This window comes from Paenibacillus campinasensis (assembly GCF_002272015.1).
GTDB classification, from domain to species: domain Bacteria; phylum Bacillota; class Bacilli; order Paenibacillales; family Paenibacillaceae; genus Paenibacillus_AQ; species Paenibacillus_AQ campinasensis.
Genome location: NZ_NPBY01000014.1, coordinates 16400 through 34644 on the forward strand (window position 1 = coordinate 16400; position 18245 = coordinate 34644).

13 protein-coding genes are annotated in these 18245 nt (G+C 52.8%); 9 read left to right on the forward strand and 4 right to left on the reverse strand.

The window, feature by feature from the left end; translation table 11 throughout:
* Positions 1-178: 178 nt before the first annotated feature.
* Both CHH67_RS05105 and CHH67_RS05110 read right to left on the reverse strand, forming a co-directional pair.
* Positions 179-1540, reverse strand: coding sequence for a dipeptidase (locus CHH67_RS05105; protein ID WP_095263912.1), 1362 nt, complete (start codon positions 1538-1540; stop codon positions 179-181).
* Positions 1541-1651: 111 nt separating this feature from the next.
* Positions 1652-2554, reverse strand: a complete 903-nt coding sequence (locus CHH67_RS05110; RefSeq protein WP_095263913.1) for a LysR family transcriptional regulator — start codon at positions 2552-2554, stop codon at positions 1652-1654.
* Positions 2555-2717: 163 nt separating this feature from the next.
* Between CHH67_RS05110 and CHH67_RS05115 the strand changes: the two genes are divergently transcribed.
* From CHH67_RS05115 to CHH67_RS05130, 4 genes are read left to right on the forward strand one after another with little or no spacing between them, the layout of a single operon-like run.
* The gene (locus tag CHH67_RS05115) at positions 2718-3830 is read left to right on the forward strand and encodes an extracellular solute-binding protein (RefSeq protein WP_095263914.1); all 1113 of its coding nucleotides are present in this window, start codon (positions 2718-2720) and stop codon (positions 3828-3830) included.
* A gap of 16 nt (positions 3831-3846) precedes the next feature.
* Positions 3847-5565, forward strand: a complete 1719-nt coding sequence (locus CHH67_RS05120) for an ABC transporter permease (protein WP_095263915.1) — start codon at positions 3847-3849, stop codon at positions 5563-5565.
* Positions 5562-6641 carry an ABC transporter ATP-binding protein gene (locus tag CHH67_RS05125; RefSeq protein ID WP_244908088.1) on the forward strand — a complete coding sequence of 360 codons (1080 nt, stop codon included), beginning with the start codon at positions 5562-5564 and terminating at the stop codon, positions 6639-6641. Before CHH67_RS05120 ends, CHH67_RS05125 begins: the two co-directional genes overlap by 4 nt.
* A 4-nt stretch (positions 6642-6645) precedes the next feature.
* Complete coding sequence (locus CHH67_RS05130; RefSeq protein WP_095263917.1) at positions 6646-7272, forward strand: metallophosphoesterase; 627 nt, start codon at positions 6646-6648, stop codon at positions 7270-7272.
* 129 nt (positions 7273-7401) lie between these two features.
* Here CHH67_RS05130 and CHH67_RS05135 read toward each other — a convergent pair whose 3' ends face one another.
* Entirely contained in the window at positions 7402-8229 is an 828-nt protein-coding gene (locus tag CHH67_RS05135; RefSeq protein WP_095263918.1) for a cupin domain-containing protein, read from the reverse strand.
* Positions 8230-8447: 218 nt separating this feature from the next.
* Between CHH67_RS05135 and CHH67_RS05140 the strand changes: the two genes are divergently transcribed.
* The 5 genes from CHH67_RS05140 to CHH67_RS05160 all read left to right on the forward strand — a co-directional run bounded on the left by CHH67_RS05140 (position 8448) and on the right by CHH67_RS05160 (position 14807).
* A complete protein-coding gene (locus CHH67_RS05140; protein WP_095263919.1) occupies positions 8448-8672 on the forward strand; it encodes a hypothetical protein in 225 nt (74 codons plus the stop codon).
* Positions 8673-8767: 95 nt separating this feature from the next.
* Complete coding sequence (locus CHH67_RS05145) at positions 8768-11038, forward strand: helix-turn-helix domain-containing protein (RefSeq protein WP_095263920.1); 2271 nt, start codon at positions 8768-8770, stop codon at positions 11036-11038.
* A 220-nt stretch (positions 11039-11258) separates the two neighbouring features.
* Complete coding sequence (locus CHH67_RS05150) at positions 11259-12872, forward strand: ABC transporter substrate-binding protein (RefSeq protein ID WP_095263921.1); 1614 nt, start codon at positions 11259-11261, stop codon at positions 12870-12872.
* A 99-nt stretch (positions 12873-12971) separates the two neighbouring features.
* Entirely contained in the window at positions 12972-13883 is a 912-nt protein-coding gene (locus CHH67_RS05155; protein ID WP_095263922.1) for an ABC transporter permease, read from the forward strand.
* 24 nt (positions 13884-13907) lie between these two features.
* Positions 13908-14807, forward strand: a complete 900-nt coding sequence (locus CHH67_RS05160; protein WP_095263923.1) for a carbohydrate ABC transporter permease — start codon at positions 13908-13910, stop codon at positions 14805-14807.
* Between the two features lie 166 nt (positions 14808-14973).
* Here CHH67_RS05160 and CHH67_RS05165 read toward each other — a convergent pair whose 3' ends face one another.
* Entirely contained in the window at positions 14974-18048 is a 3075-nt protein-coding gene (locus CHH67_RS05165) for a sensor histidine kinase (protein ID WP_342351948.1), read from the reverse strand.
* Positions 18049-18245: the final 197 nt, after the last annotated feature.

Sequence of the window (18245 nt, forward strand, 5' to 3'; positions counted from 1 at the left end):
ACCGGGATAGATTGGCAGCAACCTGAACGAAAGGGATAATCATGCAAAGGTCCCAGACAGGAACTTCCGAGCCCCAAAAAAAGAATGCCCTAATAGCCAGGGAAGTGATTGGCTCAAGGGCATTCTTCTTTAATTTATAGGCTTGGAATCACGAGGCAGGCCCCGCCGCTGGTTCACCTTATACCAGCTTCAAATATTCTACGATGGTCAGCAATCCCTTGTCGAAATTCTCAAGGTTGAAGTGTTCGTTCGGTGCATGCAAGTTCTCATCCGGCAGACCGAAGCCCATCATGACAGCCGGGGCATTCAGCGTGCTGGACAGACGCTCGACAATCGGAATTGAGCCGCCGTCTTTTGTGAACAGCGCCCGTGTACCGTACACGTTCTCGAACGCGTCCGCCGCTTTTTGCAGCATTGGATGAGATGGATCGATGTTGAATGCAAACGCCTTTTCCTTCGGCTTGAACGTAAGCTTCGCACCCACAGGAGTATGAGCCTTCAGGTGGGCCTCAATCGCATCAAGCACGGCCTGCGGGTCCTGGTCAGCGACGAGGCGGCAGGTGATTTTGGCATGGGCTTCTCTCGGGATCACCGTCTTGCTGCCTTCCCCTTGGAATCCGCCGTATACGCCGTTCAGTTCCAGTGTAGGACGTGCGCCAACGCGTTCCACGAAGGAGTAGCCTTCCTCGCCGAACAGTGCGTCAAGCTCCAGATCCTTCTTCAGCTTCTCTTCGTCAAACTGCTGCTTGGCGAACTCTTCCCGCATTTCCGGGGACAGCTCCAGCACACCGTCATAGAAGCCTTCAACGCTGACTCGGCCCTTGTCGTCATGCAGGGAAGCGAGCAAGGACACCATTGCATGCAGGGCGTTGGGCACGCCGCCGCCATATGTACCGGAATGAAGATCGCTGTTGGCTGTGTGCAGGGTCAGCTCCATCGAGCAAAGGCCGCGCAGTCCTGTCGAGATGGCCGGCTTGCCTGGTGCGAGCAGGGAGGTGTCCGAGATCAGAACCGCATCGGCGGTCAGTTTGTCCTTGTTGACATCCACATACCGCGGCAGATTCGGGCTGGACACTTCCTCTTCGCCTTCGATGCAGAACTTGATATTGACTGGCAGTTCGCCTTCCTCTTTCAATATCGCTTCGACAGCCTTTACATGCAGGAACAGCTGTCCTTTATCATCGGTAGCTCCGCGCGCGTACAGCTTGCCGTCCCGGATGTCCGGTTCAAAAGGCGGCGTCTGCCACAGGTGAAGCGGATCAACCGGCTGCACGTCATAGTGGCCGTAGATGAGAAGGGTCGGTTTGCCTTCAGCGTGCAGATAGTCAGCGGTCACAATCGGGTGCCCTTCGGTCTGATGAATTTCCACATGCTCAAGCCCGGCTTCTTTCAGCTTGGCGGCAATCCATTCTGCTGCACGGGCGACATCGCCCTTATGCTCGGACAGTGCAGAGATGCTCGGGATCGCAAGCCACTCTTTCAACTCGTTCAGATGGGCTTCGCGATGCTGCTCGAAATACGCTTTATAATCAACGCTCATTTGGAATAGATCCTCCTTGAAATGATGGTAATAGGTCAGGCAATACACATGCCGTTCCTTCCTATTCTACCCCTTTTTCCATCAATGCGAAATAAGCTGAATGTCGATCGATTATTTCCGCTGCTCGGAAAATGCTTCGGCCAGGCTCTTCCAGAACATCTGCAGCGCCGGTGTTATCAGCTTGTTCCGGTGCCGGACTGCATAGATCTGGCGCTCGGGCACCCACTTCGGAATCGCGCGTGTACACAGCTTGCCTTCCAGCTGCTCCTCCTGCACGGCGGCCTCTGCAATCATGCCATAGCCCAGGCCATGCTTGACCGCTGCCTTCAGCGCCTCGGTTCCGGACACCTCGAGGGAAATCTGAAACTTAACGTCGTTGCTGTCCGCCCATCGATCAATCAGCTGCCTGCTGATCGATCCGGGTTCATGCGATACAAACGGATGCTCAGCGAGATCGCCGGGCAGCAGTTCCCCAGCGGAGGCCAGCGCATGATCCGGGGGAAATATGAGCACAAGATCATCCTTGAGCAAAGGCTTGGACACCAGTTCCGGATCGTCTACACGAGTGTTGGAGATGATTCCGATATCCAGTTCGTACCGTTTCAGTTTATCCAGAATAAAGGGGGCAGGGCGCACGTCGAGCATTACGGTTAACCGGGGATTGCTGGCTTTCAGTTGCTTGAGCAGCGGAGGCAGCAGGTAGGTTGCCGGCGTATGGGTGCTGCCTACGGCCAGGACACCAGCCGCTGTTCCCCGGTACACGTCCATCGTCGCTTCGGCCTCCGATGACAGGGAGTGGATCTGGGAGGCGTAATGGTAGAAGGCCTGGCCTGCCTCGGTCAGCTTGATGACATGATAGGACTTCGTATGGAACAGAGCGATGCCAAGCTCCTCCTGGAGCTTGTTCAAATGAAACGTCACCGTAGGCTGGGTAATCTCGAGCTGCTGTGCTACAAGATAGAGCTTTTTCAATTGTACGGTCAGCACAAACACTTTCAACTGTTGCAGGTTCAAGAGTCTGCTCTCCTTTCATCATCAACATTGATACGATCAATCTTACATTTCATTTGATAGATGAAATTTAATTGTTTGTTAACGCAGCGATAATTTTTTCAAGAAATTGAAGGGTTAAGCTTAAATAGCATTCGAAATGTGATAGGAATAATGGGAGGGCGACATGAACAAGAAATCGGTATTTCGTTATATCAGCACGATGATGCTTATAGCATTGATGCTCATTGTGTCCGCATGCGGACAAAGTGGCGGCACCGGCTCCGGGGAAGCAAGCCAGGCACTTGGCAGTCAGAATGAAGCGGAAGCACCGCAGGTCGAAGCGGAGGAACCGGCAGGTGCTGACGGTCCGGGAGAAACGATTTATTTGTACGGCAATGATTTCGTAGATGTCATTGCTCCGAAGTTTATGGAAGAGACCGGTTATAAGATGGAAGCCGTACATTACGGCGGCGGCGAGGCGCTGGCGAAGATTGAAGCCGAGCAGGGCAATCCGCAGTGGGACGTGCTGATGATGGACGGTCATGGTTCGATCCGCAATCTGGGGGACCGGGACTTTCTGATGACAGGCTGGCAGCCGGAAAATCTGGCGAATCTGTCCGAGCAAGGGGCGGCCTATGTGCCCGAGGACCTTGCCTATTATCCGGTCGGTATTCACGCAGCAGGGCTTATTGCGTATAATACCAACCTCGTAACGGCTGAAGAAGCGCCACAAACATGGGAGGAGTTCTTCGCCTATGAGGGGCCGGTAGGGCATGCAGATCCGGCGGTTGCAGCGCCTGCGTATCCGCTGGTGTCCGCTTTCTTCGAGAAATGGGGGGTGGCCGAGGCGGAGAAGCTGTATGTAAATCGGTTCAGCCAAGGCATGAAGGTATATCCGAAGAACGGCCCGGTGGGCAAAGCGCTGTTAAGCGGAGAGATCGAAGTTGCGGCACTGCAGGAGCATAACGCTTACGAGCTGAAGTTGGCCGGGGAACCGGTGGAGGTCATTTGGCCTGAAGAAGGCGCGCCGGGAAGTTTGCGCGTGGTGGCAATCAGCCAGCATACACGTAACCCGGAAGCGGCCAAAGCCTTTGTGGAGTTCATGCTGAAGCCGGAGACACAGCAGATGCTGGCTTCGCTCGATTCGACAGACAGCTTCTTCACACCGCTGGTAGAAGGGGTGTCTCCTCGAAGCGAGCGCGAGCCAAACGGAAAATTTCTGCTCCCTTCAGCCGCATGGGCTTCCGAGCATGAGGTTGAGATCAAAACATGGTTTGCAGATCAAAGCGTGAAGTAAAGGCGGGACAACAGCGATGAAAGCTTCGGAAGCTCACTATGGAGGCGGGGTAGCCCTCTTCCTCTTTTTATTTATTTTCCTGCCGCTGCTGGCAGTGCTTGTCAATGTAATATTTCCGGGGCTGTTCTTCGGAAATGTCGAGTGGGGCGGCATCGGTCTGATCGGGGAAATCTTCCATCGGCCGTTATGGCGGCAATCCTTGCTCAATTCGGTCACGCTTGCGCTCGGGGCGGCAACGCTCGGCACGATCATTGGTGGGGCGCTGGCGACGATCCGGTCCAGATGGAGCTTCGGAGCCGCCCGGCTATTGGACATTACAGCCTGGGTGCTGCTCATTGCACCGTCCTTCATGATTGCCCAGGGATGGGTGCTGTTTGCAAGCGCCGATGGGCTGGTTCACAGCTGGCTCGGCTGGACATGGGTCACCTCGTTTATTTTTCAGCCGACAGGGCTCGTATTTGTAATGGCTCTCAGCAAATTTCCGCTCGCCTATCTGGCGATTCTGGCAGCAACCGAGTGGAACATTCGCCAGTTCGGTTATGCTGCCAGATTGAACGGGGCGGGGCCATTCACCGTATGGCGCACGGTGGAGCTACCGCTGGCGATGCCTTCTTTCGTGGCTGGCTGGACACTCGTCTTTATGGATACCGTCGGCGACTTCGGGCTGCCAGCCGCGCTGGCAACCGTCTACAGGTTTCCGACCTTGACGTACTCGATATATTCCGCCATCTACCAATCGCCGGTCCGGTTTGATATGGCGGGCGTGCTCGCCTTCTATCTCGTGCTCATTCTGGCGCTTGCCATGGCGCTGCTGATGCTGACGATGCGCCGCTCGAAGTACGACTTTTTGAATGCGAGAGCGGTCAAGACGGTTAAGGAGCAACCGAAGCATGCCTGGATCTACAATGTGGCGATTGCGCTGTTTGTTTGTCTTAGCCTCGGTGTTCCGATTGGAACGAGTGCGATTGTATCCTTTATGAGACATGCCGGGGGCGGCTTGCGCGTGGAGAATTTTACGCTCGATCATTATCGCCAGTTATTCTCATATACGGCAGGGGATCATCGCCTGCTGGCATTTCTTGAAGGGATGTACCATTCCCTGCTCGTTGCTGCTGTAGCGGCCGTGCTGAGCATGGTGATCGGCTTCGTGGTGGCGTATGTGCTCGCCTTTACCCAGTCGAGGATGAGGCCGATGCTGCAGCTGTTCTCGATTATTTCGCTGGCTGTGCCCGGGGTGGTGCTCGGGATCGGGTATATTTTCATCTGGAATCAGAAGTGGCTGGAGCCGCTCGGGCTTCATCTGTACGGCAAGCCTTCGCTGCTTGTTATTGCAGGCATTGCCGGGGCGATTCCTTATGCGGTTCGGGTACAGCTTGGCGCCTTCGGAAATCTGTCGGGAACAATTCTGAAGGCGGCCGCGATTCAGGGGGCAAGCGTATTCGACCGGATGCGGGACATAGTGCTTCCGCTCGTGCGCCAGTCTCTGCTAATTGCGGGTTTGACGTCGTTTGGCACGAGCGTATTCGATCTGGCCTTGGCCTCGATGCTGAAGCCGCCGAATTTCTCTTTGATGCCGCTCGTCATTGACAAGGCTTTTGAATTTTCGAATTATGGCTACGCAACCGCAGCTACCGTAGTGAGCTGCGCCAGTGTAGTGCTGATCATTATGGTCGTTCAGGCCGCAGGCCGCTGGGTATTCGGGCGGCTGGACCGACAGAGGCAACAGGAAGGATGAAGAGACCGATGATATTGAAAGTGAAGGGTGTTTCCAAATCATTTGGCGAGCAGCAGGTGCTGAAGCCGATTGCGTTTGAAGTCGCGGAAGGGGAACGGATCTGCATTCTGGGCCCCTCCGGGTGCGGAAAATCCACCCTGCTGCAGATGGTGGCCGGATTGCTGCGAATCGATGAAGGGGAGATCGAGATGGACGGCCGGGCCGTGGAACGCGGGCGACTCTACATTCCTCCGGAATCCCGCCCGATCAACATGGTGTTTCAGGATTATGCCCTGTGGCCGCATATGACGGTTCGCCAGAACATCGAGTATGGTATGAAGCGGCGGAAAATGAACGGTCAGCACCGGGAACGGACGCTGCAGCGGCTGCAATCGCTGCTCAAACTGGATGGCCTGCTGGATCGGCTGCCGGCCCAGCTGTCCGGGGGGCAGCAGCAGCGGGTGGGCATTGCCCGTGCGCTGGCAACCGAGCCCAAGCTGCTGCTGATGGATGAGCCGCTGTCCAATCTGGACGTCAAGCTCAGAACCGACATGCGGGGTGAACTGGCACGTCTGCTCGAAGATTTGGCGATCGCCTCCCTGTATGTCACCCATGACCGGATGGAGGCTTTCACGGTCGCCCACCGGATTCTCGTGCTTCGCGAGGGGCGAATCGACCAGATCGGGAAGCCGCAGGAGCTGTTCGAGCGACCGGCCAGCCCGTGGGTCGCCCAGCTCATGGGCTACCATAACCGGCTGAATGCCCGGATTGACCCCGGGGCAAAGTCGCATGCGCGGATTGCGGACCGCCCGATTCAGGGACAGCGGATGATAACGTCTGTGCAGGATGGGCCCGCGGTCATCATGGTCCATCCGGAGGGCATCCGGCTGCACGAGAAGGAAGATGCCGAGGGGAATCTTCTGCCGGTCCTTGTGGCGCAGTCCATCTATGAGGGAACCCGGTGGCGAGTGATCGTGCATACCGCTGATCATCAGGCGATCCATCTGTTTCATCATCAGGGAGTTGAACCCGGCAGCGAGGTATGGATCGAGCTGCCGCCGGAACAAACGATGGTGTATGCGGGGGAGGGATTGTAGTCGGATGGGCAGGCTGCTTGCAGTATCAGATGTGCACGGATACGGAAATTTGCTGGAAGCCCTGCTGGAGCATGTGAAGTACGATCCGGCCGCAGACCGTCTGTTTCTATTGGGCGATTACGTAAACAAGGGGCCGGACTCGGGCGGCACCCTGGAACTGGTTGCTGCGCTATGCGCCTCCGGTGCCGTTGCATTGCAAGGGAACAACGAGCGCAAATGGCTTCTCCGGATGCCGGAGCATGCGGTGACCGACGTATCGCGGGCGGAGAAGTACCTCAAGTGGATCGACAGCATGCCGCTGTGGGCGCAGGATGGCGAATACGTATTTGTCCATGCGGGGCTTCGCCCCGGCATTCCGCTCTCCTGTCAAACCCCGGAAGATTTGACGACGATTCGCGAGCCCTTCTTCCATGCGCCTGCCATAGGAGGTCATACGATCGTGTTCGGACATACTTCCACCTGGCGGCTTGGCGCCGATTACGGACAGCTGTGGCGTGGAGAGGGCAAGCTGGGCATCGACACTGGTGCCGGTCATGGGCATTATTTGAGTCTGGTGGATCTTACGTCAGGCTGGCAGTATGCGATTCATGTGTCGGCAGAGGAGGGCATCCTGCGCAGAAGAATCAGCTGATGAGCGCAAAGGCGACTTATCATCTTCAGTGAAGCTCCGTTTATTAGATATACAAGGATGACAGAAGGAGCTCATTTCCCGCTTGGAGGGGATGAGGTCCTTTCGTTGTTGGAAAGCGGGAGTTGCAGCTTAGAATAGGTTTCCGAAAAAATCCCATCCATTTCCGATGACGGGAGGCCGCGCTGGACCGCCATGCCGGGCTTCTTCCGGCTGCGGGGAGACAGCGGCATCGGAGTATGGGGTTCCCTGTGCCTGCTTTTGTTCAAACATCTCTTGCTGCTGCTGCATAAGGCGCTTCTGCTGCTCCAGCATCAGCTGGTGCCAGTCAAACGGCTGGATGTGCTCCTGCTCATCCGGGTAGGATACCTCGGCAGTCGGCTGGCTATAAGCCGATGCGGCGGACGGCGGAGCTGCCTCCTGCCGGCTGCAATTTGCCGGCGGGCCGATGACGACGGAGCCTTTGATTGGAGCCAGCGCCTCTTGGACTTTGGCTTTATCAAGGCAATAAGTATGGGCGAATACTCCGGGTGGCGTCAGTCTTAACATATCGGAGGCTCCGATAAATTGCGGGATCGGTGCATCAAATACAGCCAGAAGATGCGTGTTGTCCACCGTAGCCATCTCATAGTGCCACCAGCCTTGAGGCACATTGACAACCTGACCCGGCTTGATGGAGTACTGAAGCAGCTTTTTGGTAAACGGATTGATCAGCGAAACGTCCGCAGCTCCGGAGATGCAATATACGATTTCCGAAGCATTCTGGTGGGTATGCGGTTCGATAACGTTACCTCTGCTCAGAAAAATATCCAGCAGAGAAGCATTGCCGAGGGTATTCAGCTCGTTTACGGAAAGCAGGTTGATATAGTTCCGATTGTCTTTCTTGATAAAGGTGCTCTGGTTTAGATCGAATGAAAATTGAACGTTGGGTGAGGTGAAATCCATATAGGAAACGGCCATTTTCGTTTGCCTCCTCTTGGGGTTTTGCTGCAGGCATTAGCCTATGGAATACCGTATTCCGCAGGAAGTCTGTACGTGCGCCTATTTTTAGGCGCTTTTGCAGGTGAGCCGAAGCCTTGTTGATTTCTTGACTACATTAAAAATCAAACTTCATGGAGGCTCGATACGTTCATTAAGTATGTGGGGGGAACCCAGATAACCAAGCTGCCGGAGGAACTATGAATAAAGTTAAATTCATCATCATCATTGTTATAACATTGATCGTGGCCGTCTTGAGTTTAAGATTAGGCTTTTGGAATTTATACCCGCCTTATCCGGCGACCGGAGCAATAGGTGAACTGCCGAAACCTAAAAAAGCGAATGCTGTTCTCTATTTTCTGTCTTCGGGGATTGCTTTCATTGCGCTGATTACCTACTTATACAGACTGTTTAAAAAGGAATAATTTCAAGAAGATCCTTTCTTTTCTATGAAAATTTCGTATCCTTATAGATAACTTTTCATTCCAGAAAAGAGATATAAGGGGACGGTGAGAACGGATTGGGAAAAAATAAAATCAACCTGTTAACAAAGCTCTTGGTTTCCTATCTGCTTGTGCTGTTGTTTCCTGTAACCATCATTTTGTTCTACTATTATCCTTACTCTGCTGATGTGGTGAAGGAGAAGGAAATGGAGTGGAACGCCCATATTACCGAGCAGTTTATGACCTCAATGGATGCCTTCACGCGCTATGTTTACAATTTGCCGTTTGAGCTCGTTCAGAACCAGGAGTTCAAGATGTATCAAACGGAGGACAATGATTATCAGAGAGTGCTTATTGCAAAAGAAATGAAAAAATACAATGCGACCGATGCTTTTATATACAACACCCTGTTGTATGTAAAAAACACCGGTTATTTGTTCTCCAAAACTGGAAGCGCATACAGTTTGGAGGATATGAGAACGCCCGGCGTGGGCTTTTATTACGAGAGGTGGCCTTATACGGATGTAGTTAACACGCTGAATACTTTAGAAGCCCCCATCGTTCGGCCTGTGGAAGATGTCATGATTCCCGGCCATAACCGGGTCCGCATGCTGACCTTCCTGCAACCGCTTCCGGTCGGAGGCGTCAATTCCCCCGGCACCGTCCTCATTATGGTGAAAGAAGATACGATCATCCGCATGATGCGATCGGTATCTGAAATTTATAAAGGGGACTTTTTCATTTTTGATGCCCAGGGAAAACCGCTTGTTGCTTCCAATGAATCGCTCTACCAAACGTCAGATGATGTGTCACAGCTCGTACGCGGAATGGACGACAAGACATCGCTATCTTCTGGCATCCATACGATTAACGGCAGCTCCTACCTTGTCTCCCATACCGTATCCGATAAGAATGGATGGCGCTATGTCAGTCTGCTCCCGATGACGGATTCACTCCAGGGAATCCGCACCATTCAGCTAAATACCGTGATGCTGGTTGGCGGCATATTGCTGATTGAAGTCGTGGTGATCTATCTTTCGATCCGCAAAAACTATCATCCGATCAAACGTTTGGTCGATTTTGCAATCCATCTCTTCGCACCTCAGGGAAGCCAATCGATGAATGAAATTGACACCATACGATACACGTTAAGCGGTCTATCTGCCGCCAACACCCGGCTTGATGAGAAGGTAAAGGGAACGCTGCCCATCATGCGGGACAATCTGCTGCAGCAGCTGGTGAATGGGCAATTTCTCTCGTGGGAGGAATTTGTCCGTGAGGGTGAGAGGGTAGGCGTCAGTCTTCACGGCCCGGAGATTTCCGTTATTGTCATATCAAGCGAATCTTCAGGGTATGAAGACGCTGCTCTTGAGCACTTCAGGGAGTGGGGGCATTTCCTGCCGCCAGGCGTTCAAGCCTATCTCTTCAACAGCATTTATGATCACGAGTTCGTGATGCTTTGCTCACATGAGCACGATTTTCCGTTAAAAAAGGTTCTGGCTCAGCTGCAGCAGCGGATAAAGGAGGAAGCCGGGCTGATAACGCGATTTGGCATTGGCAAGACGGTGGACAGCCTATGTCCGCAAGCGGTACACATCTCTTATCTGCAGGCACTGCGTACAGCCGAGCACTTGCGGCTGGGCCAATCCCATTCCATCCTCGTCTTTGATGAGATGGAGGAGTCCCAGGCCGTGGCGGTTTCCTACTTTGCCGATATGCTGCAGTCTCTGGAACTGTCAATTCTGAAAAATGAGGCCGCTATGGTCGAATCAATCATCGAGCGACTTATCGGGCATCTTGGCAGCGACGGTATGCCTCCTCATATGATCCGCAGCATCTACCTGAATACGGCAAGCGTAATTTTCAATGGGCTGCTGCGGTTTCGGCATGATGATCAGTCTGTGCTGCGGCTGACGGAAGCCGCTTTCTCCACCCGATACACGCCGGCGCAGATGTCCAGCATTATCCGGGATAGCAGCGCCAAGCTGTGTGAGATGATCCGCGAAACGCTGCCGCCCTCGAGATCGGCGGGACGTGAGGATATTCTGGCAGTAGTGGAAGCTAAGGCGATGGATCCCAACTGTTCGCTGCAGCTCATGGCCGACCACTTCGGGATGTCCGTATCCAATTTCAGCCACCATTTCAAAAAGACAATCGGACAAAATTTCAAGGAATACATTGACCGTCTGCGGATTCAGCACGCCATTCGCCTGCTCCTTGAAACGGAGGAGACGCTGGACGCGATTGCGATGCAAGCGGGATACAACAACACTTCAAGCTTTATCCGCACCTTTAAAAAAATCGTAGGGGTTACCCCGGGGCAGTACCGGAGTGCCTGCAAGGGCTAAGACAGTTTTTGAATGTCCACAATTTTTGAAAGCGCTTTGATATCAGGGGATCTGAAGAGCGCTTCCTGTTTGTCAGCCTTCGTTTTCAAAAAATGTAAATCGGCAAAAAACTGCCCGTTTACGCCGCATTATACCTCCGATTAGAGTCTAAGGTGCCCTGTACAGCAGGGCTGAGGCAGCTAACCTCATCAAAAAAAATCCAAAGGTTGGAGGTTATGGAATGCGAAAAAGAGTAAACGTTTTCACTTCTATCGTCTTGATCACGGCCTTGCTCCTGGCAGGGTGCAGCTCGGGAGGGAGTCGGAGCGAATCGGCGGAATCCCCTGATCGTACCTCAGGAGAGAAGGTAAAGCTGACGGCGATTATGATCAAGCATCCGTTAACGAAGCCGCTTGCCGACATGGAGTGGCTTCAGAAGGTGGAGGACGCCGCTGGCGTGGATATTGAATGGCAGGAGATTACCGCCGATTGGGGCCAGAAAAAAGGAACGATGCTCGCCAGCGGAGACATCCCGGATCTGTTTATCGGGCCCAATGTGATTACAGACGCGGATTTTGCCCAGTTCCAAGGGCTGTTTCAGGACCTGACCGAGATGCTGGATCTGGCTCCCAATGTACAGACGATGTTCAATGAACGTCCTGAGACACAGCAGATTGCAACCCAGGCTGACGGGAAAATATACGGGCTGCCCAAGTACCAGCGTTTCTGGCCGGACACGGCCTCCAGACAGTACATCAATCAGCAATGGCTGGATGAGCTGGGGCTTGAGATGCCGACGACGTGGGATGAGTTATATGAGGTGCTGCTCGCCTTCAAAGAGCGCGATGCCAACGGCAACGGCGATATGAACGACGAAATTCCGATGGATTGGCCTGGCGGCATCGGCGGAAACTTTAACGCTGCACTGCTGCTGGGCAGCATGGGCATTACGTTGTCGGAGGGAAGCAGCCAAGGCTATTTTGTAGAGGATGGTCAGGTAAAGAACTTCCTGATTGACGAACGCTATAAAACGATGGTGATATTTCTGAACAAGCTGTATAAGGCCGGGCTGATCAACCCCGAGGTATTCACGCATGATTACACTAAATACCAATCGATCGCCAGGGGCGATGGGGACACCGCCAAAGTCGGGTTCACCTGGGGCTGGGTCGCTTCAGACCGGTTCGGGGAACGGGTAGCCTCGCAGTACGTATCCTTGCCGCCGCTTAAAGTATCGGATGATTATACGGGCAAGCTGTCCTGGAGTTATGACTACAACTCCCTGAACTACGGGGTGAACCATATCGTGATGTCTGCAAGAACGAAAAATAAGGAGGCGGCCATGCGCTTGATCAACGAACTGTATGATCCGGAAGTGGGCATGCAGGTGCTGTTTGGCTCCATCGGCCCGAATATTCAGGATAACGGGGACGGGAGCTACACCATTCTTCCTCCTGGAAATCCAGAGATGGACCCGGGGACATGGAAATGGACATCCACGATGGCCGACCACGGCGCTTTCTATATACCGGATTCGCTCCAGCTTACGCTTGGCAAAGACATGCAGGAGGTCATCGAGCAGTCGGAACCCTTGCAGGAGGCGCTGCAGGTGGATCTGGACAAGGATGTGTTTCCGGCAATGTTTATTAAATATTCGATGATGGACAACAACACGATGAGTTTGAACAATACCAATATCATGAATCTGGCAGAGTCGAGCTTTGCCAAGTGGGTGACCAAGGGCGGTATAGAGGCCGAGTGGGACGCGTATGTCAGAGAAGCCCAGAAGGCCGGCATCACCCAGAACCTGGAGATTATGCAGAAGTACTACGACGAGTACAGAAGCAATCATTGATGTCTGATCAACATGGAATGATGCCATGTCTAGTCTAGCGGCCGTATAGGCCGTATCAACGCCTGGACGGGCATTTCCGTTAAGCTGAGGGGGGATAGGATGCGGATCCACAAAGGAATATCGTCCATAATACGAGACTATCAGCTATGGCTGATGATTATGCCAGCGATTCTCGTCATATTGATCTTTAATTATATACCGATGTACGGTATTCAGCTCGCTTTCCGGGATTACGATTTCAGCAAGGGCCTCACCGGAGGGGAATGGCGCGGGCTGGCGTATTTCCAGCAATTCATCGATAGCTATCTGTTCACCGACCTCATGCGGAATACCTTTCTGATTAGTTTGTCCAGCATTGTGCTGGGCTTTCCGGCCCCGATCATTCTAGCGTTGATTCTGAATCAGATCCGGCGAAAAAAGATGAAGCAGCTGATGCAAACCACCGTCTATTTGCCGCATTTTATTTCGATTATCGTGCTTGTTGGCATGCTGAATGTGCTGCTGTCCTCGGAGACCGGGGTGGTCGGACATTTCATGAAATCCATAGGACTCGGACATATCCAGCTGCTGGCATCCACGTCGACCTTCATCCCGGTATACGTGCTCTCCGACATTTGGCAGCACTGCGGCTGGAACAGCATCATTTATCTTGCTGCCTTGTCCTCGGTGGACCCCCAGCTGTATGACGCGGCCAAGATCGACGGGGCAAGCCGGTGGCAGACGATCCGTTATATTGATTTTCCGGCCCTTGTGCCGACCATCATTATTCTGTTTATTCTCAGTATGGGCAACATCCTCAGCACTGGCTTTGAAAAGATATTTCTGATGCAAAATTCGCTTAATTTGCCGGTATCTGAAGTGATAGCCACTTATGTATATAAAATCGGGATCGTATCCAGCCAGTTCAGCCTGGCCTCGGCCATTGGACTGTTTAATACGCTCATCAACTTTGTGTTTCTGTTTGCGATGAATATGATCTCCAAGAAAGCATCCAATCAAAGCCTATTCTAACGAAGAGAGGAAGGAGGGACCAAGATGGGGCATACCGGATGGCGCGTTAGCGGAAAAGAGATCACATTTAAGATGATGCTGGCGTTTGTGTGCACGATCATCTTTCTGTTGATCGCTTACCCGCTCTATTTTATCGTTATTGCATCCTTTAGCGATTCAACCCTGGTATCAACAGGGAAGGTGCTGTTCTTTCCGAAAAACATCAGTTTGTTTGGATATCGGGAAATTTTTCAGGACGCGAGGATTTGGACGGGGTATCGCAATACGGTGTTTTACACCCTGTTTGGCACCCTGGTCAATATGCTGTTTACGCTGCCGGCTGCTTACGTGCTGTCCAGGCGGGAGTTTCGGCCGAGACGGGTCATCATGTTCTTCTTTGTCGTCACGATGTTTTTTAACGGGGGGTTGATCCCAACCTATTTGCTGATGAAGGATTTGCATTTGACCAACACGATATGGGTGTTCATCATTCCGTTTTCCGTGAATGTGTTTTATTTGATTATCGCCCGTACGTTTTTTGAAAACTCGCTGCCGCAGGAGCTGCATGAGGCGGCTGTAATGGACGGCTGCTCTCACTTCACCTTCTTTGTTAAAGTGGCTCTGCCGCTGTCGAAGGCGCTCATATCCGTTATCGGTCTCTATTATTTGGTCGGACACTGGAATGATTTTTTCACCGCCCTGATCTACATTCGGGATAACCATCTGCAGCCGCTGCAGATCGTGCTGCGGGATATTTTGCTCTCCAATCAGGTGTTTGCCGGAGGGGCGGGAACAGGTGGAGACGCCGGAGGTTATGCCCAGCGATATGCCGATCAGATCAAGTACGGTGTCATTATTGTATCGACCCTGCCGATTCTCATGATCTATCCGTTTATTCAAAAGTATTTTGAGAAGGGGGTCATGATCGGGTCGATCAAAGGTTAAGTAACCTGAAAAACGCCTCGGGTGCCCCTGCGTTGTGCAGGTGCCTCGAGGCGTCCTTATGAGCTTATACAACACTTCATGAATGATGACTCAAGTAGAGCCGCAGGCAGTACCGCAAGACAGCCAATGGCTGTGGGGCGGCTGTCTGCATGATTACCTTTCGCGTTTACGCTTGCCGATAATTCATTTCCGGAATGACAAAAGAGATGCTGGTTCCCTCGTTCGGCACGCTTCGAACGACCAGGCCCGACCCATAAGTCTGGATCAGCCGGCGATGCGTATTGTACATGCCGATGCCGCGCTTCGCCGGACCGGGCTCATCCAGCAGATGAAGCACTTTCTCCGGCTCCATTCCTTTGCCGTTGTCCTTGACTTCCACGAGGATATGCTGCTCCTGCCGGACAATCCGGATGCGGATTGTACCGCCCTTGGCTTTCTGCAGGATGCCATGCCGAACGGCATTTTCAACCAGGGGCTGAATGGTGAGCGGAGGCAGAACCATATCGATCTCCGGATCAACGTCCCATGCAATCGTCATTCGGTTGCTGTGGCGCTCTTGTTCGACATAGAGATAGGCGCGTACCAGTTCAAGCTCCTGCGAAAGCGAAACGAACTGATCCGAATTCTGATAATGGAAGCTGATCTGCAGATAAGAGCTGAACGCTTCGCTCAGGCTGCGCATCCGGTCAAGGTCAATCTCGCTGAGGGCCATAATTGAGTTCAAGGTATTAAACAGAAAGTGCGGGTGAATTTGCGCCTGTAAATACGCAGCCTCCATGCGGAGCCGCTCATCAATCGAGCGCTTCATCGCGGTTAAGGAGCGAATGCGGTATTTCAGTTCCAGCGAATCCACCGGCTTGGTCACATAGTCATTGGCGCCGGCTTGAAACCCCGTATAGATGTCTGCCGCCTCGCTGCGTGCGGTCAGCAGCAGCACAGGGAGCTCGGAAGGGCTAAAGCGCTCCCGGATTCGGCGCGTCAGCTCATACCCCGACATTTGGGGCATCATGACATCCGTGATGACAAGATCCCAGGACTTGGTGCCGAGCAGCTCCAGCGCCTCGCTGCCTGACGAAGCAAACGTAATATGGTAAGGCTCCTGAAACAGGATTCCTCCGAGCACTCTCAGATTGACCCTGTCGTCATCTACGGCGAGCACGTTGAACGGATGCTTGGCCGTGACGGTATCAGCCTCCGGTGGAAGCAGGCTCAGTTGATCGAGCTGGCTGCCCTCCACGATATAGCTGAATGACTCTTGACCCGCGGCCAGCTCAGCTGCCGCCTCGTCGCCTGTCGCTTCCGCGACAGGCAGCATGAACGCAAAGGTGGAGCCTTGTCCAAGCTCCGACGTAACGCTTAGCGTTCCGCCATGCAGCTCCACCAGCTCTTTGCTGATGCTGAGCCCAAGCCCGATTCCCTTGGCATCGTTAAAGCCGGGATGCCCCTGTTCATAAGGAAGGAATACGCGCTGGCGCGTCTCCTCATCCATGCCCACACCGGTATCGGTGACTTCGATCAGGACGTGATCGTTCACCACCTTGGCACTTACGGTGATCGTTCCGGCTTCGGTAAATTTAAGTGCGTTATGAAGCAGATTCAGCAAAATCTGCAGCAGCCGTTTTTCATCAGCCAAAATGTAAGGAAGCTGCTCCGGGATATCCATCCGCATCTCTACGCCCGCTGCCTTTGGCGTAAATTTCAGAATATCGAATACGCCATGAACGACCGATTGCAGTGACATCGGCTTCGTCTTAAGCATGATTCGCTTCTCCCTCAGGCGGACGGCATCCAGCAGATCATTCAGCAGATGAGACATCTGATGACCGAGGGTGACAAGCAGCTTCAGATCCTCCACGCTTCGGTATGTCATGCCGGCCTGTTCCCTGTCGGCGACGCTTTGCGCGATATTGATGATGCCGTGCAGCGGCGTTCTCAGCTCATGCGAAGTGTTGGCAAGGAACCGGTCTTTCATCTTGTCCGCAGCTTTCAGCTCTTCGTTCAGCTGGCTGATTTGCTGGGTATTGTGGTAATAGCGGCTGAACCAGTAGGACGAAAATCCGACGACGGCAGCCAGAATATCAAAAGGATAATAGACAACAGGCAGTTCTATAAATATTTCACTGATGGACCATGCCACCCCGCAGAAGATCCCGCTCGATGACAGCAACAAATAGATGGCGTGCTTGCGGCTTTCCATGACCATGCGCACAAATCGGTACAGGAATACCGGCATCGGAAGCAGATAGAATGCCGAGAACACCCGGTAGTGATAGGTAACTGACACCCAAGATGGCGGAGCAAACAGCACAAACACCGAATATAGCAGCAGCAGGGCGGAATAAATGTAAAACCAGGTGCCTTTTGTAGGCTTGCCATAAAATCTGCTGCTTAACTTGACGAAGAAGAAGACCATCCACATGTACGAAAGGAGTCTGATTTTCAGCGTCCATTCATAGTTGAGCGGCACCCATTGCAGCAGAATTGAGTCTGTACTGATGGCGACCGTAATAGCCGTAATGAGCATCATCAGAAGAAAATCAAGCAGCATGAACTCCCGTGGGTTTAAGAAATACAAGATACATGCATAAAGCGCATGCAGCAGCAAAATGACAAAGGTGATGAGCTGAAGATCAACCGACACGCCGTAGGTGCGGTCGATCTCTTCCTCAGAGCCCAGCATAACGGATCTTGCAATTCCGCCGACGAACGGTTCGTCAAAATTAGCCACGCGAATAAAAAGCTCAATTTCTTCAGCATCGCGAGCACCGTCATAGTCAACGACCAATGAGTTTCGGACCGGCACATAGGAATCTGCATTCGTTCCTATTTGGCCGATTTGCAGCAGGGTAGTTCCGTTGATCTCGACTTCGGCGGATAGCCGGATCTCCGACAGCCACAGCGATATCGGCGTTCCTAAAGGCTCGTCCAGCATAATTCGGAGTCTGTAAGTCCCCACACCGAAGGCAGTTTCAGCAAACTCTGAGCTGACGTCCCGCCAGCTCTGGGGCACCTGAATATAGTGAGGCTTCAGCGCTTGTTGCTGTAGCTCTGCCCTTCCGATAAGCACGCCAGGATAAAATTCCCATTCTCCGTCGATCGGGATTGCCGGCAACGGATTAAGCTGATAATCGCGCAGATCCAGAACCCCATGCTCAGCTGAGGGATGAGGCGGCAAGGAGTATGCCTGCAGCCAAATCAGCCGCATGCCCAGAAGCACAGCCAGAAATATAATGACAATCAAGAAGTTTTTTAGTATGGATTTTCTGATGATTTTATCAGGCATTATGGCACCGTCCGCTTTAGCATGTAGTTTCATTATCATACGAAAAAAATCCCGGCGCGTACAGAAGAAAGTCAGGACAATGGCTTAATATTTCTCTATATGAGTCATAAGACCTTGATTCTAAAGACCTATAAAAACTCGCCTTACTCCTGAAA

Coding starts and splice junctions, on each gene's coding strand:
- CHH67_RS05105 (WP_095263912.1), bottom strand. CDS start 1,540: ATGAGCGTTGATTATAAAGCGTATTTCGAGCAGCATCGCGAAGCCCAT.
- CHH67_RS05115 (WP_095263914.1), top strand. CDS start 2,718: ATGAACAAGAAATCGGTATTTCGTTATATCAGCACGATGATGCTTATA.
- CHH67_RS05120 (WP_095263915.1), top strand. CDS start 3,847: ATGAAAGCTTCGGAAGCTCACTATGGAGGCGGGGTAGCCCTCTTCCTC.
- CHH67_RS05125 (WP_244908088.1), top strand. CDS start 5,562: ATGAAGAGACCGATGATATTGAAAGTGAAGGGTGTTTCCAAATCATTT.
- CHH67_RS05130 (WP_095263917.1), top strand. CDS start 6,646: ATGGGCAGGCTGCTTGCAGTATCAGATGTGCACGGATACGGAAATTTG.
- CHH67_RS05135 (WP_095263918.1), bottom strand. CDS start 8,229: ATGGCCGTTTCCTATATGGATTTCACCTCACCCAACGTTCAATTTTCA.
- CHH67_RS05140 (WP_095263919.1), top strand. CDS start 8,448: ATGAATAAAGTTAAATTCATCATCATCATTGTTATAACATTGATCGTG.
- CHH67_RS05150 (WP_095263921.1), top strand. CDS start 11,259: ATGCGAAAAAGAGTAAACGTTTTCACTTCTATCGTCTTGATCACGGCC.
- CHH67_RS05155 (WP_095263922.1), top strand. CDS start 12,972: ATGCGGATCCACAAAGGAATATCGTCCATAATACGAGACTATCAGCTA.
- CHH67_RS05160 (WP_095263923.1), top strand. CDS start 13,908: ATGGGGCATACCGGATGGCGCGTTAGCGGAAAAGAGATCACATTTAAG.